Genomic DNA, 14,949 nt, shown 5'->3' with positions numbered 1-14,949 from the left:
AGTGAGCAGCATAAAGATCGTGGTAGACGACCTCTCCGGCCCGCAGATCGCCGGGTTCCTCGGCGAGCACGTCCAGGAGATGCGGTCCATCACCCCTCCGGAAAGCGTGCACGCCCTCGATCTCGACGGGCTCCGCAAGCCCGAAGTCACGTTCTGGTCGGTCATGGACGGTGACACTCTGGTGGGCTGCGGTGCGATCAAGAGACTGGACGCGGGCCACGCCGAGGTGAAGTCGATGCGCACCACGCCGAGGCGCAAGCGGAGCGGGATCGCGTCTCTGCTGCTGGAGCACATCATCACCGAGGCCAAGCGCATGGGATTCACCCGGCTGAGCCTCGAGACCGGCGCGGACGAGTTCTTCCTGCCCGCCAGGAAACTGTACGAGAAACTCGGCTTCGACTACTGCGAGCCGTTCGCGGACTACCAGCCCGACCCGAACAGCGTTTTCATGACACAAGCGCTGTAAACGACGATCTCCGGCTGCTCGGTGCCCTAAGGCGCGGATCGGCCATCTGGTCGCGGGCAGACCTCCCGGAAGGGGAGCGCGGGAATGTGGGCCGCCCACTCTTGCGGGGTCAGCGACCGTCCGGCCCGGGCGCAGACGGCCTTGGCGACGGCCTGCGCGGCGGCCGGGAACCGGTTGACCGTGCCATGGCCGTCCACGGTGAGCACCTGCGTCCCGTCGAGGGTGAAGGCCACGGACGACAGTTCGCCGGTGCCTGGGGCCAGCCCGCCGCCGGTGTCCGCTGACCGGCCGAGGCTGCTTCCCGAGATCGGGTCGAACAGCAGCACATGGCCCTCGCCCTGCGTGAACGCGATGAGATCCTCGGTGGGCGAGTAAGAGGCGCTCCCGGCGAAGACACCACGCGTGGGCGTGCCGATGCCGCGCCTGGTGGCGGTGTCCCAGCGGGTGACGCGCCCGCGCGAGTCATGCACGACCAGGATCTCGCCCGAGCGGGTGAACCACACCCGGTCGCCGATGGCGCCCGCGTCGCCGCCGAACGGCTCGCCGATCATCTTGCCGGTGGCGGTGTCGAGGATTCGCTGGTCGGCGCCGCCGATGGCCAGCCGCCGCCCGTCGGGGGAGAACGTCACGGCGAGGGGCATGCGCGTCGGCGTCTGCCACAGCCTTCGGTGGGACCGCCAGTCCCAAAGCTCCACGGCGTGCCCGCGCCCAAACCGCCGCGAGAGCGCGAGCCTGGTCCCGTCGGGACTGAAGAACACCTGCGAGCTCCCCTTGCCCGTGGTGAACTCGGCCAGAACCTTCCGGGTGGCCAGGCCAAGCACCTTGATCTGGCCCTTGGACACGACGGCCAGCCGACCGTCGTGGCTGAAGTCGAAGCTGTCGGCGGCGGGCATGGGGCCGAGGGTCTTTCCGGTGGCGACCGCGCGTATCGTCGTGCCGCCCGCCTCGGCGGCCACCAGGTAGCGGCCGTCGCGGCTGAACGTCGACTGGTCCATCAGCTGCGACGTCACCTCGGCCATCAGGTCGGTGACGTCCACGGAGAAGACCTGGTCTCCCATGACATACCGGAACGTCGAGCCGTCGAAGGCGCCGTACGGTCGCTCGCCATCGTCTCCGTCCCCCAGGACCCGGACCTTGGTGAGCAGATGGGAGTCGGGCAGCCGCCAGAACTGGATGTCGTCCCTGATCACCGTGGCCAGCAGCCGCCCGTTCGCACTGAAGACGGGGTCGCCCTTGTTGTAGCTCCCCTTGCCTACCTCTTCCGACCAGCCTTCGCCGAGGTTGGTCAGCATCAGCCGTCCCAGGTCGTTCTCCGCCTTCCACGTGCCGTCCTGGCTCGCGACGGCGGTGCCGGCCTTCGGGTCCGCGGCGGTCACGTCCGAGCGGGTGCGGGCCCTGACGTGCACGTCCTGGCCCTCGTTCTTCTTGATGGCCGCGATCCAGGCTCTGGCCAGGTAGTTCGTGCGGTCGTAGGGCCAGGTGCCGACGCTCGCGCCGGTGCGGGCGTCCCAGGCGCCGGTGCGCACGGCGTTCGCGGCCATGAGCGTGCGGGCCGAGGGTGACAGGGCGACGTCCGTCAGCGGCCCGCCATCGAGCTTGAGATCGGGGATCACCGTGATCTGCCTGCCGGTGCGCACGTCCCACAGCCGTGCCTGGTCCTTACTGACGCTGACCAGCGTGCGCCCGTCGCCGCCGAACACCGTCATCGCGCCGAGCGGGTATCGGAACATCGCCTGGTCGCGCTGGGCGAGCGAGCCGTTCAGCGCCGTCCTGGCCTGCGGAGTGCCGTCCAGCCGCCAGGCGGCCACGCTGAGCAGCATGGCGAGCCGCGGATCTGAGCTTCTGGTGGTGTCCGCCAGGGCGGCCAGCCGGATCGACTCCGACGTGCTCAACTGCGTCGCCAGCTGCTCTGCCCTGGAGTCGGCGACCATGCCCTGCTGAACCGCCAGCCCGCCGGCCACCAGCGCGATGACCAGCAGTCCCGCCAGGCTCAGCGAGACGAGCCTGGTCCGCCTGGCCCGGCGCCTGGTCAGCCGAGCCGAGGAGTCCAGGAAGTCGCGTTCGGCCGGGGAGAGCGTGATGTTCCTGCGCGAGGTGGCCGCCCACTGCAGCGCGTTCTCCAGGCTGGTGCTCTGGAACAGGTCCCCGTCCTTGCGCCCGCCCGCCGTCCACCGCCTCGCGGCGGTCAGGATCTGGTGGTGTACGGCCAGACCGTCGCGGTTGGCGTCGATCCAGCGGCGCAGGCGCGGCCAGGCGTGCGGCAGGGCGGGATGGGCCAGCCAGACCTCCTTGTCGTCGCGACCCAGCAGGTAACCGAACACCTCCAGGATCCGGGTGACCGACGACACCTCGGGCAGAGGACGGCCTTCCACCAGCTCGGACATGTCCGCGTGCCGTACGGACAGCTCGCTCTGCCGGCCCATCGTGACCAGCCGCAGGAACACCTCGGGGACCAGTTCGCGCTCGGCCGGGTCGAGCAGCGCGTAGCACTCCTCGGCCAGCGTGCCGAGCGCCGGGTCATCGCCGGACACCGCCATCTGGGCGGCCGCCTGGTCGCCCTGCGCCAGCAGTCGTGCCGTGTCGAGCTTGCTGTCGCCACTGACCAGCGCGAGCAGGAGCTGCCGGGCGGTGGGGCGCTCGCGCGGGTCCTTCATGAGCGCCGCGGCGACCAGCGAGCGTATCGGCTCGGGCAGCACCCGCAGGTCGGGGTTGGACGACAGTACCCGGTGCATCACCCCGCCCAGGCTCTCCGCCTCGAACGGGTCGATGCCGGTGGCCGCGTACAGCATGATCCCGCCCCAGCCGAACACGTCGGCGGGCGCGCCCGCCCGCTGCCCGGAGAACACCTCCGGCGCCATGTAGGTGGGAGTGCCGGTCACCAGGCCGGTCGCGGTCAGCGACATCTCGGCGGTCCTGGCGATGCCGAAGTCGATGACTCGGGGGCCGTCGGGGCCGAGCAGCACGTTGTCCGGCTTGAGGTCGCGGTGGACCACGCCGACCTCATGGATCGCGGTCAACGCGGTGGCCACCGCGATGCCCAGCCGGTGCAGATCGCCGCCCAGGAACCTGCGTCCTTCGGCGATCGCCCTGCGCAGGCTGGGGCCGGGGACGTACTCGCTGACCAGGTACGGGCGCGGCCCTTCCAGCTCGGCGTTGATCACCCGCGCGGTGCAGAAGGAGGAGACCCGCTGCGCGGCCGCCGCCTCCTTGGCCAGTTGCGCGGCCTGGTCGCTGTGCAGGACCTTGATGGCCACGCGGGTGCCGTCCTCGGCGTACGCCTCGTACACCACCCCCTGGCCGCCGGCGCCTAATCTGCCGGCCAGCCAGTACTCGCCCAACCGTTGTGGGTCGCCCGCAATCAGTATGTCCACGGGACTTTGGATGCAAAGATCGACCGCAAAGTTCGGCCCGAGAAATGTGTTTTTAAGCATATGAGAGGGTTCGTTAGCCGGTGTGGTGCATGACATAAGGTCACCAGGCATGATCATGACTATCGCGCTCAGCGCGTCACTCCTCTTGACCGGCTCGCCTGCCCAGGCCGCGACCAAGCCGGTGTCCTTCCGTGGCTTCACCATCCAGATCCCGGCGAAGTGGCAGGTCAAGAGGTTGGGCACCGACGCCTTGCAGATCTTCACCGGCGCCTGCTCCAAAAAGGCCGCCGAGTGCGAGGGCTTCACGCTGGGAGGTCCCCTGGCCATCAAGTACGGCAACGAGAGCAACAAGTACACGCCTGACCAGCCCTACCGGGGTGCCAGCACCGGCGCCGTCGAGTGCGTCCTCGACAAGCGGGTCTTCGTCAACGGCACGGGAAAACTCGTCCGGACCGCGAAGGTCCGGTTCGGCGCCGGACATCGGGCCCAGTTCACCGAGTGGAAGAGGTTCTGCGACGGGACGAAGCCGAACTCGATCACCTACACCCAGCGCATCTGGTTTCTGCGGGCCAAGCAAGTGATCGTCATCGACGACTGGAAGACGCCGGGCCTCGGAAGCTTCCTCAGCAAGGCCGTCTGGAAATAGGACCGGCGGAGAAAGCAGGGGCCGGGCGGGCTGACAGCAGGGCCCGGCGCCTGCGTGACCGGCGCTCGCCCACGCCGGGCGAGGGATCGGAGGGTCAGCCGGCCTGGTCGCCGGGGGGCATGTAGGGGCTGCCTGGGTGGACGGGGCTCTGGGCGCCGACGCCGGTGCCGTGTTCGGGGGTCGAGACCCCGACCGGGCGGCGGGCGGGGCCTTCGACGCCGATCTTCTTGCGTCCGGCCTCCTCCTCGCGCTGAGCGATCTTCTCCGCGCGGGCGCTCGTGCTGGTGCCCACTCCCAGAGGGGATCTGGCCTCGTTGTCGGTCGGGGACACGCCGTGCTGCTCCACCTCGGTCATCACGCGCGGAGGCCGGCTGCCCCCTCTCGGCGGGCTCTCGAACGCGCGGTCGCCTGCCATGGTGACCTCCCGGCGGACCTGCGCGCGGATCTCGTCCAGGTCGAGCGGGCCGCCCGGGGCACCGGGTCCTTGCGCCTGCGTCATGACACCACCCCTGTCGGATGACGATCGACGGCGGAGAGCCATCGAATCGAACAAAAGCCTCGTTGTCCTACAAAGCACTCAGGTAGCCCATACCCACTTATCAGCCGAGCTCGCGGAGGTTCGGCGTTCAGCGGGTCAGAGGCGGGTCAGAGGCGGGTCCGAGGCGGGTCCGCGTCGCCGGGCCCCGTTCAGCAGATGCGCGGCAGCGGATCCCCCACGAGGACGTCGACGATCCGGGTACCGCCGAAGCCGGTCTTGAGCAGGACGAGCCCGGGCGGGTCCTCGGCGATCCGCCCGATGACGGCGGCGTCCTCCCCCAGCGGGTGCGACCGGAGGGCGGCCAGCGCCGCGTCGGCGGACCGCCCGTCCACCACGGCGATCATCCGGCCCTCGCAGGCGACGTAGAGCGGGTCGATGCCGAGGAGCTCGCACGCGCCGCGCACGGCGGGCCGGACGGGCACCGCGTCCTCGTCCAGGACGACCGCGACCTCCGACGCCTGCGCGATCTCGTTCAGCACGGTGGCCACCCCGCCCCGGGTGGCGTCCCGCAGGCAGCGCACCCTGCCCTCGGGACAGGCGTCCAGCAGCCGGGCGGTCAGGCCGTTGAGCGGCGCGGTGTCGGACACCAGGTCGGCCTCGATGTCGAGCTCTCCCCGGGCGAGCATGACCGTGACGCCGTGCTCCCCGATCGGCCCGGACACGATGATCGCGTCGCCCGGCTCGGCGGCGGACGCGCTGAGCCTGACCGCCGGGTCGACGGTCCCGACGCCGGCCGTGGTGATGTAGCAGCCGTCGGCCTTGCCTCTCTGGACGACCTTGGTGTCGCCGGTGACGATGGCCACGCCGGCCGCCCGCGCCGCCTCCGCCATCGTCGCGGCGATCCGGCGCAGGTGCTCGATCGGGAAGCCCTCCTCGAGGATGAACGCGGCCGACAGGTGCTCCGGCCGCGCCCCGCACATGGCCAGGTCGTTGACGGTGCCGTTGACCGCGAGGTCCCCGATGTCCCCGCCGGGGAAGAACAGCGGGGTCACCACGTAGGAGTCAGTGGTGAACGCCGTTCCCCCGGTCACCGCGCCGTCCGCCAGGGGCTCCAGCAGCGGGTTGCGGAAGGACTCCAGGAACACCGCCTCGATCAGCGTGCGTGTGGCCTTGCCGCCCGCGCCGTGCGCGAGGGTGACCAGTTCCTCCCGCACGCGCGGCCTGGCTCGGCGCGCCCGCTCGATGCGCTCCAGAACCTGCTCCTCGCGGTTCAAGACCGTGTCGCCTCCTTGACCCGGTCGCGCGAGAACCGGCCGAAGTTGTAGTACGCGGCGCAGGCGCCCTCGGAGGACACCATGCAGGTGCCGATCGGCGTCTCGGGAGTGCAGGCCGTGCCGAACACCTTGCACTCCCACGGCTTCAGCACGCCTTTGAGCACTTCGCCGCACTGGCAGGCCTTCGGGTCGGCGACGCGCCCGCCCGGGATGCGGAAGATCCGCTCGGCGTCGAACTCGGCGTACGGCTCCCGCACGCACAGGGCGGATTCGGAGATGAACCCGAGCCCGCGCCATTCGAAGTGCGGGCGCAACTCCATCACCTCGTTGATCACCGCGAGCGCCTTGGCGTTGCCGTCCCAGGGCACCACCCGCCCGTACTGGTTCTCCACCTCCGCCCGCCCTTCGGCGAGCTGGACGAGGTTCTGGTAGACGGACTGCAGCACGTCCAGCGGCTCGAACCCGGCGACCACCAGCGGCTTGCCGTAGTCGCGGGCGATGAAGCCGTACGGCCGGCAGCCGATCACCGTCGAGACGTGGCCGGGGCCGATGAACCCGTCGAGCCGCAGGTCGGGAGAGTCCAGGATCGCCTTGATCGCCGGAATGATCGTCACGTGGTTGCAGAAGACCGAGAAGTTGCCGATGCGCTCGGCGGCGGCCCGCAGGACGGTCATCGCCGTGGAGGGCGCCGTGGTCTCGAACCCGATGGCCAGGAAGACCACCCGTTTGTCCGGGTTGTCACGAGCGATCTTCAGGGCGTCCAGCGGCGAGTACACCATGCGGATGTCCGCGCCCCGGGCCTTGGCGTCCAGGAACGACCCGTTGCCGCCGGGAACGCGCATCATGTCGCCGAACGACGTCATGATCACGCCGGGCTGCTCCGCGATGTGGATCGCGTCGTCCACCCTTCCCATCGGGATGACGCAGACGGGGCAGCCCGGGCCGTGCACCAGCGTGATCTGCCCGGGCAGGTAGTCCTCCAGCCCGTGCTTGTAGATCGTGTGGGTGTGCCCTCCGCACACCTCCATGAACTTGTACGAACGTCCCGGCTCGCACAGCGCGGCGATCCGGGCGGCCAGCGCCCGCGCCTTGCCCGCGTCGCGGTACTCGTCGACGAACCGCATCGGCGTCACCCCTGTTCGATCATGGATTCGCGGAGGGCGTCCATCTCGTCCTCGTACGCCTGGCCGATGCTCTCCAGAAAGTCGAGCGCCGACCTGGCCTCCGCTTCGTCGATCTTGGACAGGGCGAAGCCCACGTGGATGAGGATCCAGTCGCCGGGCGCGAGCGGCTCCCCCTCCAGCAGGCCGATGTTGATCGCCCGGCGGACCCCGCTGACGTCGACCTTCGCCAGGTCAGGACGATCCGACAGGATTTCCACGATCTCCCCGGGAATCCCCAGGCACATGAGTCGCCTCCGCGAGCTGAATGGATTCGAGGACGAGATCGTCGCCGCCCTCGGTGTCGACGTCGGTGTCCCCGCAGGCCGGGCAGACGGCGTAGGGGTCCACCGAGGTGGCCGTGTTCCCGCACTCCCGGCAGGTGATCCGCACCGGGAGACTGACCAGGTCCAGGCGCGCGCCCTCGGCCACGGTGCCCTCGGTCACCATGGCCCACGCGTCGTTGATCGAGGGTTCGGCGACACGGAGCAGGGCCCCCACCTGCACCCGTGCCCGGCGCACCCGCCGGCCGTCCGCCCTGCCCTCCACCGCGGCGAGAATCGACTCCGCGATCCCGTATTCGTGCACGATTACCTCATCTCGTCTGGGTCGGCTTCGGTCGCCGGCGGCCGGCCGGCGGCGAGGTCACATCTTCCTGATCTGCATGTAGCGCTTCAGGTCCGGGATCGACCGGTAGACCATGACGCCGATCCCCACCAGCACCGTGAGCGTGATCATTCGCTTGAGCATGTCTTCTCTCCTGTCCTGCGATCGCGGCCTCTTCCGCGACCGCCTCCGTCGCGGCCTGTTCCGCGATTCCTCCCGTCGCGGCCTGTTCCGCGATGAGTTCCAGTACCAGGTCCGCGGCCCTGCCGACGGCGGCGGCGACCGGCGGGCTCAGCTCCATGCCGGGTGAGACGTCCGCGGGCCGGCATCCCACGAGCAGGACCGGCCCGATCTCGCCGCCCAGCGTCCGCGCCAGCGCCAGGACCGCGTCCGGGTTCATGTCGTGGGCGTCGACGAAGGTGCCCGGAGCCTCCTGCGGTGACGGCCGCAGGACGTACAGCGTGCCGGGCGGGCCGCCCCGCGCCACCGTGTCGACCAGGATGGCGAGGTCGTGGCCGCCGCCGGTCAGCTCGTAGGCCAGATGCACGCCCCGGATGCCGAAGTCGGACACCGTGACGCCTTCGGGCACGCCGGTCGCGGCGAGACGCCGGGCCACGGCGACCCCGAAGCCGTCGTCGCCGAGGAAGACGTTGCCCACGCCCGCGACCAGGACCCTCACGCGCCCGTCCCCTCTCCGGCGACCGGCTCCACCTCGTCGGGGGCGAAGTACAGGAAGCGCCCGTGTGAGCGGTGCAGGTCGGCGCCGAGGTCGTCGTCCAGCGTGACGGCCAGGTAGCGTCCCCCGTCGACGTCACGGAGCACGGCCTCCACCTGGGCGGTCCTGCCGGCGAGGAACATGTCGTGGGCGTCGGCGCGCCGCTTCCCCGGCGTCAGCCGGACGCGGCTGCCCTTGGCGATCTCGACCCCGGCGACGGTCACGCTGCCGGCGCCGTCCTCCGGCTGCGGCCCTTCCATCGCGGCCACCGGATCGCCACTCGGCGCGCGCGCGGGCGGGCTCGAGGGCTCGCCCAGATAGCGGATCGCGCCGTGCAGGCGTTCCACCAGCTCGGGCGGCAGGTCGCCGGCCCGCTGGATGATCTCGGCGGCCCGCGGGTCGGTGGCCCGCGCCTCCCGCTTCTCCTCCTCGGTGAGGGTGAGCGTCCGCAGGTGGAGCATCTCGTCGATCTCGGTCCCGTCGAACAGGTCGCCGGGGCTCTCGGGCGCGATGTCGGGGTAGTCGTACAGGATGATCGGCGACGACAGCACGACGTCACGGTGCCCGGGCTCGCCGACGAGCACCGGCCAGGTGTTGACGTTGTGGCAGCCGGTGGCGGGCTGGCGCGCCCATTCCGGGGGGTCGATCAGCGAGAGGAACGACCCGGCCGTCACCCCGATCAGCAGGTGGGCGGCGACGAGGGAGTGCCGCAGCGCCTCCTCACGCGTGGCGTCCGCCGGCGGCGGCTCGGCGGCGTTCTCCACCCGGACTCGGATCTTCACCAGCCCGTACGGCCCGTCCTGCCGCTCGGCCGTGACGCGGAGCACGGCCCGCACCGGCCGGTGCTCGGCGACGATCCGCCCGACGACCTCCCCCTGCCGGGCCACGGCGGCGTCTCCCGGTCCGGCCGTGACCACCTCTCCCGCTGCGGCCACGATCGGCTCCTCGGAGCGGTCCCCGGGCAGGCGCACCGTGACCGCCCGCTCCGCGCCGAGCAGGTGGGGCACCGCCAGGACGGTCTCCACCTCGCGCGCGGTCGCCTCGTCGAAGGTGAGGTGCGTCGTGCCGCCGCACGTCAGCTCAGGGACCGGCAGGTAGCGCCCGTCCTTTGCGCGTTCCACCCGGCGCTCCTTGACGTGCAGGAACCGCAGGCGCAGGCGCAGCAGCGCGTTGGCCGCCCCTTCCAGGAGGCACTCGGTCACGCTCGCCGAGGGCTCGGCCGTCGCCGCGTACCCCGGGGGGACCAGGACCCCGAACTGCCAGCGCAGCCGGTTCTTGGCGGCCGAGGCACGGTAGGGGTAGAGAAGGTACCCCTCGTACAGGACGGTGTCGGCCACCTTGCGGGCGATCTCCATCGGCACGCTCACTCCCGCGCCTCCTTCAGCAGTGCTTCCATCGCCTCGTCCCAGGTGGGCATGGCGCGGTCGGACTTGTACCGTTGCAACGCCCGCAGCGTGTCCCGGTGCAGCCGCAGCCAGCCGCTCCCGGGGAAGTAGCGGTCCATCAGCTCCCGCCACACCGAGACGGGCAGCCCCTGGCGGGCCTCGCAGTCCCACGGCACCTGCCGTACGGTGAACCCCTCGCCGGCCGCCCTGGCGAAGATCGTGCCGCTGAACAGCAGGAGCAGCGGCACCTCGCCCTCGTCGAGCGAGGCGAGGTACTTCCCCGCGGCCACCTCGAGGTCGTAGCTGCACGGCACCGGCAGCTCGATCTCGGTGGCGCCGGCGAACCGCGGGACCATGAACGAGACGTTGGCGAACTGCAGGGGTTTGACCGTCTCGCCCCATCGGGACGGGTGCCCGAACAGGTCCGCGAGCAGCTCGGTCTCGCCGGTGCCGTACCGGCGGCGGCCGGGCTCGACGCGGATCTGGCAGCGCAGCGCGATGGCGTGCACGGCGCTCTCGTCGGGCGCCGTGATGCCGAGCCCGAACAGCAGCGTCGGGAAGGCCCCGTACGGGTCCGCGCGCACGCCGCGGCACTCGAACCGGATCTCAGCCACGGTCGCCCGCCTCTCGCGCGCGCACGTCCGCGGACCGCTCTGCCGGGTGCGCGTCCCCGGGCCCAGCCGGGTGCGCGTCCCCGGACCGCTCTGCCCGGTGCGCGTCCCCCGCGGCGGCGCCGGTCCCCACGACCTCGCCGCGGCGGCGGAGCTTGTCGAAGAAGCCGTCGATGGCCTCCTGCGCCTGCTGCCCGCCGTGGAATCCCTTCCAGTGCACCCGGACCAAGCCGACCAGCTCGTAGCAGGCGTCGATCGGGACCAGGTGGCAGGTGAAGCCGTCCGGGCGGCGGTCGAGGAGGTAGGCCTCGACGTCCGGCTGGGCCGAGGGCAGCTCGGGGTTGGCGGCGAGGACGCGATCCCAGGCGGACAGGTCGAGCAGCGACTCGGTGGCGCCGCCGGGGCTGGGATAGAACGCCACGTACCGGCCGAGCGTGGAATTGTGGAAGAAGAACGCCGTGCGCACCGGGATCTGCAGCTCCTCCCATTCCGCCGCCGTCAGCCGGAACGAGGGGACGTACAGGTAGCGCTCGGGGACGGCGCGGTAGCGGCCCCGGGCGACGGACGCGCCGTGCGAGAGCAGCAGGCGGCAGCCGACGCAGATGCACAGCAGCGCGCGGCTCTCGGCGTTCACGGCGTGGCCGTGACGGTCGTCGAGGGGCTCGGCGCACATCTCGCACGCCTCCACCGCCGGCCGCCGCGGCTCCCGGAACCGCCGCAACCCTGCCGCTCCCGCCGGCTCGGCGGCCCCCGTCACGGGGTCGCCTCCTCGGGGACCGGGCAGGGGCCGGGCGGGCGGTGCTGGATCTGCAGGAGTGGCGACGTGGTGTCGGCCACCCCCTCGACCTCCAGCCGCGACACCTCCGGAGCGGCCCGCAGGACGGCCCGCTCGATCGCGCCGGTGACCGTGGCCTGCGACGACGCGCAGCCGTGGCAGCTGCCGGACAGGCGTAGCCGCACGACCCCGCCCTCCTCCACGCCGAGCAGCTCCACTCCGCCCTCGTGCAGGCCGAGGGCGGGGCGCACGTCGTCGAGCGCCGCGCGGACGCGTTCCTCGGTGCCGAGCGGGTGCAGGTCGTGCAGGACGAGCAGGCCGGAGAGGACCTCGTCGGCGGTCAGCCGCCGGAGCACCTCGGCCGCGCCGCTCTCGACCACGATGGCCATGACGCGTTCCAGGCCCGCCCCGTACAGCTCGACGACGCTTCGCACCAGTTCCTCGGCGCGGGCTTTGGTCACCGGGTCGGCGAGCGTGCCGAGCTCGTCGATCAGCCCCTCGACGCGCTCTCCGACCGCCCGGACGTCCTGCGCTTCGCGCACGCGCACCGGCTTCCCCTCCGGACGTCCGGGGGCGGCGCCGCCGGGCTCAGGTGGCATCGAACGCATGAGGGCTGTGCAGCTTGCGGAGTTCCTTGCCGTTGCCGAGGTACATGTGCACCCCGCACGGCAGGCACGGGTCGAAGCTGCGGACGGTGCGCATGATGTCGATGCCCTTGAACCTCTCCGGCGGGTTCTCCTCGAAGATCGGCGTGTTCTGCACGGCGTCCTCGTACGGCCCGGGCGTTCCGTAGCTGTCGCGGACGCTGGCGTTCCAGGGCGTCGGCGGGTACGGATGATAGTTGGCGATCTTGCCGTTCCTGATCACCATGTGGTGGGAGAGAACGCCGCGCACCGCCTCGGTGAACCCGCAGCTGATCGCCTCCTCTGGGACCGTGAACGGCTCCCAGGTCTGGGTGTGTCCCCTTCGCACCTCGTCCAGCCCCTGCTCGGCGAAGTACACCGCGCACGCGGCGGCGTACGCCTGGAAGTAGGTGCGGGCCCGGTTGCGCTCGAGCGTGTTGGACATCAGCTGACCGTCGCGTTCGGGGATCTTCCACTCGAACGTCGTCTCGGGCTTGGTGGCGGTCTTCGGCAGCCGGATGATCACGCTGTGCCCGGTCGCCTCGATGCCGCCGAAGTCGACCCTCCTGGACAGGGCGGTCGACCACAGCCGGGCGAGGGGGCCGCCCCCGGTGTCCAGCGGCAGCATGTCCTTGCCGTCGAACCACCGGGGCGACATGACCCAGCTGTACTTGTCGGCGAAGTCGCGCTTCTGCGGCCGGGGGATCGTGTACTGGTTCCAGGGATGCCTCATGTCGACCGGGTTGCCCAGCGGGTCGTGGGTGACGAACGGCTCCTGGTCGGCCCAGTCCTCGTAGTAGGAGCTGCCGAGCAGGATGCGCATGCCGAGGTTGATGTCGACCAGGTCGTTGGTGATCAGCTCGCCGTCGACGATGATGCCGGGGGTGATGAACATCTTGTGACCCCAGGCGTTCATGTTGTCGTAGGTGAAGTCGCAGTACGCCGGGTCGTTGAGGCTCCCCCAGCAGCCCAGCAGCACCCGCCGCCGGCCGACCTCCTCGTACCCGGGCAGCGCCTCGTAGAAGAAGTCGAACAGGTCGTCGTGCATCGGCACGACCTTCTTCATGAACTCGATGTAGCGCATGAGCCGGGTGAGGTAGTCGGTGAACAGCTGCACCGTGGCCACCGTGCCGACCCCGCCCGGGTAGAGCGTGGAGGGGTGGACGTGCCTGCCCTCCATCAGGCAGAACATCTCCCGCGCGAGGCGGCTCATCACCAGGGCCTCGCGGTAGAACTCGCCTTCCAGCGGGTTCAGTGAGCGCATGATGTCGGCGATGGTGCGGTAGCCGTGCTGCTCGGCGTGCGCGCACTCGGTGCGCTCGGCCAGCTCGAGCACGCCGGGGTTGGTCTCGCGGACCATCTTCTCGCAGTAGTCGACCCCCACCAGGTTCTCCTGGTAGATGTTGTGGTCGAACATGTACTCGGCCGACTCGCCCAGGTTGATGATCCACTCGGCGAGCGCGGGCGGGCGCACGCCGTAGGCCATGTTCTGCGTGTACACCGAGCAGGTGGCGTGGTTGTCACCGCAGATCCCGCAGATGCGGCTGGTGATGAAGTGGGCGTCGCGCGGGTCCTTGCCCTTCATGAAGATGCTGTAGCCACGAAAGATCGACGAGGTGCTGTGGCACTCCACGACCTCCTTCTTCGCGAAGTCGATCTTCGCGTAGATGCCCAGGCTGCCCACGATGCGCGTGATCGGGTCCCAGGCCATCTCGACCAGGTCGCGGTTCTGGTCCTTCGAGGTGGTCATGTCGTCAGCTCCAGGGCGCTTTGTAACCGGTGAGCAGTGCGCGGCCCTTGGCCCGCCACTTCGGCTCTTTGTCGACTGTTCGAAGCGTGATGCCGCGCAGCTTGCGGACGATCCCGCCGTACACCGTGCTGACCGTCGCGGACACGTGAGCCCCCGGGGGCTCGTCCATGAACGGCATGAACTTGTCCGGGAAGCCGGGCATCGTGCAGGCGATGCAGATGCCGCCGACGTTCGGGCAGCCGCCGAGGCCGTTCATCCAGCCGCGCTTGGGGACGTTGCACTTCACGACGGGGCCCCAGCACCCGATCTTGACCAGGCACTTCGGCGAGCCGTACTCGACGGCGAACTGGCCCTGCTCGTAGTACCCGGCCCGGTCGCACCCCTCGTGCACGGTCTGGCCGAACAGCCACGTGGGGCGCAGCGCCTCGTCCAGCGGGATCATCGGGGCCTGCCCGTTGAGCTGGTAGAGCAGGTAGAGGAGCGTCTCGGACATGTTGTCCGGCTGGACCGGGCAGCCGGGCACGTTGACGATCGGCACTCCGGCCTTCGACCGCCACTCCCAGCCGAGGTAGTCGGCGACGCCCATGCAGCCGGTCGGGTTGCCGGCCATGGCGTGGATCCCGCCGTACGTGGCACAGGTCCCGGCGGCGATCACGGCCGTCGCCTGGGGCGCCAGCCGGTCCAGCCACTCGGGCAGGGTCATCGGCTGGCCGGTCTCGGGGTTGTTGCCGAACCCGGACCAGTACCCCTCCTGCTTGATCGACTCGTTCGGCACCGATCCCTCGACGACGAGCACGAACGGCTCCAGCGCGCCTCGCGCCGCCAGGAAGTACCAGTCGATCATGGCGTCGGCGCCCTGCATCGGGCCGCTGTGGAAGTCGATCAGTGGCCAGTGGACGTCGACCGCCGGCAGGCCCGGGAGCCCGCCGAGCACGATGTCCTCGATCGCCGGCTGCGTCGCCGCCGTGAGCGCGACGGAGTCCCCGTCGCAGCTCATGCCGGCGTTGATCCACAGGATGTGGACGACGGGTTCGTCCTGCTCCCGCGCCCTCCTGTCCGCTGAATCTGTCATCGCGGCCATAACCGCCT

General features: G+C 70.6%; 15 protein-coding genes. 2 read left to right on the top strand and 13 right to left on the bottom strand.

Features of this window, described 5'->3' with window-relative positions; translation table 11 throughout:
- The first annotated feature begins 1 nt into the window (after position 1).
- Positions 2-466 carry a GNAT family N-acetyltransferase gene (locus tag MYF83_RS06390; RefSeq protein ID WP_248959241.1) on the top strand — a complete coding sequence of 155 codons (465 nt, stop codon included), beginning with the start codon at positions 2-4 and terminating at the stop codon, positions 464-466.
- Positions 467-492: 26 nt separating this feature from the next.
- Here MYF83_RS06390 and MYF83_RS06385 read toward each other — a convergent pair whose 3' ends face one another.
- The gene (locus tag MYF83_RS06385) at positions 493-3,837 is read right to left on the bottom strand and encodes a serine/threonine-protein kinase (RefSeq protein ID WP_248959240.1); all 3,345 of its coding nucleotides are present in this window, start codon (positions 3,835-3,837) and stop codon (positions 493-495) included.
- A 109-nt stretch (positions 3,838-3,946) separates the two neighbouring features.
- Here MYF83_RS06385 and MYF83_RS06380 point away from each other — a divergent pair, with 109 nt between their 5' ends.
- Positions 3,947-4,483: a hypothetical protein gene (locus tag MYF83_RS06380; RefSeq protein ID WP_248959239.1), complete on the top strand. Its 537-nt coding sequence runs from the start codon at positions 3,947-3,949 to the stop codon at positions 4,481-4,483.
- Positions 4,484-4,577: 94 nt separating this feature from the next.
- Here the strand turns inward: MYF83_RS06380 and MYF83_RS06375 are convergent, their stop codons facing one another.
- The 12 genes from MYF83_RS06375 to MYF83_RS06320 form a co-directional block, all read right to left on the bottom strand.
- Entirely contained in the window at positions 4,578-4,982 is a 405-nt protein-coding gene (locus tag MYF83_RS06375; RefSeq protein ID WP_248959238.1) for a hypothetical protein, read from the bottom strand.
- 188 nt (positions 4,983-5,170) lie between these two features.
- Positions 5,171-6,235: a hydrogenase expression/formation protein HypE gene (hypE, locus tag MYF83_RS06370; protein WP_279339191.1), complete on the bottom strand. Its 1,065-nt coding sequence runs from the start codon at positions 6,233-6,235 to the stop codon at positions 5,171-5,173.
- Entirely contained in the window at positions 6,232-7,359 is a 1,128-nt protein-coding gene (gene hypD / locus MYF83_RS06365; RefSeq protein WP_248959237.1) for a hydrogenase formation protein HypD, read from the bottom strand. Before hypD ends, hypE begins: the two co-directional genes overlap by 4 nt.
- 5 nt (positions 7,360-7,364) lie before the next feature.
- Positions 7,365-7,616 (bottom strand): HypC/HybG/HupF family hydrogenase formation chaperone, encoded by a 252-nt coding sequence (locus MYF83_RS06360; protein ID WP_372500097.1) that lies wholly within the window; start codon positions 7,614-7,616, stop codon positions 7,365-7,367.
- On the bottom strand, positions 7,591-7,983 hold the full coding sequence (locus MYF83_RS06355) for a hydrogenase maturation nickel metallochaperone HypA/HybF (RefSeq protein WP_248959235.1): 393 nt from the start codon (positions 7,981-7,983) through the stop codon (positions 7,591-7,593). Before MYF83_RS06355 ends, MYF83_RS06360 begins: the two co-directional genes overlap by 26 nt.
- Before the next feature lie 7 nt (positions 7,984-7,990).
- The gene (locus MYF83_RS44760) at positions 7,991-8,680 is read right to left on the bottom strand and encodes a hydrogenase maturation protease (protein WP_248959234.1); all 690 of its coding nucleotides are present in this window, start codon (positions 8,678-8,680) and stop codon (positions 7,991-7,993) included.
- Entirely contained in the window at positions 8,677-10,083 is a 1,407-nt protein-coding gene (locus MYF83_RS06345; protein WP_248959233.1) for a hypothetical protein, read from the bottom strand. The genes MYF83_RS44760 and MYF83_RS06345 overlap by 4 nt, the downstream gene beginning before the upstream one ends.
- Positions 10,080-10,715 (bottom strand): DUF6084 family protein, encoded by a 636-nt coding sequence (locus MYF83_RS06340; protein WP_248959232.1) that lies wholly within the window; start codon positions 10,713-10,715, stop codon positions 10,080-10,082. The genes MYF83_RS06345 and MYF83_RS06340 overlap by 4 nt, the downstream gene beginning before the upstream one ends.
- Positions 10,708-11,469 carry a DUF5947 family protein gene (locus MYF83_RS06335; protein WP_248959231.1) on the bottom strand — a complete coding sequence of 254 codons (762 nt, stop codon included), beginning with the start codon at positions 11,467-11,469 and terminating at the stop codon, positions 10,708-10,710. Before MYF83_RS06335 ends, MYF83_RS06340 begins: the two co-directional genes overlap by 8 nt.
- A complete protein-coding gene (locus MYF83_RS06330) occupies positions 11,466-12,035 on the bottom strand; it encodes a NifU family protein (RefSeq protein ID WP_248959230.1) in 570 nt (189 codons plus the stop codon). Before MYF83_RS06330 ends, MYF83_RS06335 begins: the two co-directional genes overlap by 4 nt.
- Before the next feature lie 40 nt (positions 12,036-12,075).
- Positions 12,076-13,860, bottom strand: coding sequence for a nickel-dependent hydrogenase large subunit (locus MYF83_RS06325; RefSeq protein WP_248959229.1), 1,785 nt, complete (start codon positions 13,858-13,860; stop codon positions 12,076-12,078).
- A 4-nt stretch (positions 13,861-13,864) separates the two neighbouring features.
- The gene (locus MYF83_RS06320) at positions 13,865-14,932 is read right to left on the bottom strand and encodes an NADH-quinone oxidoreductase subunit B family protein (protein WP_248959228.1); all 1,068 of its coding nucleotides are present in this window, start codon (positions 14,930-14,932) and stop codon (positions 13,865-13,867) included.
- Between the last annotated feature and the right edge of the window lie 17 nt (positions 14,933-14,949).

Source organism: Sphaerisporangium perillae, from assembly GCF_023276435.1.
GTDB lineage: Bacteria > Actinomycetota > Actinomycetes > Streptosporangiales > Streptosporangiaceae > Sphaerisporangium > Sphaerisporangium perillae.
Note: the sequence above shows the minus strand (reverse complement) of the source record. Positions and strands in the feature narration are given on the sequence as shown.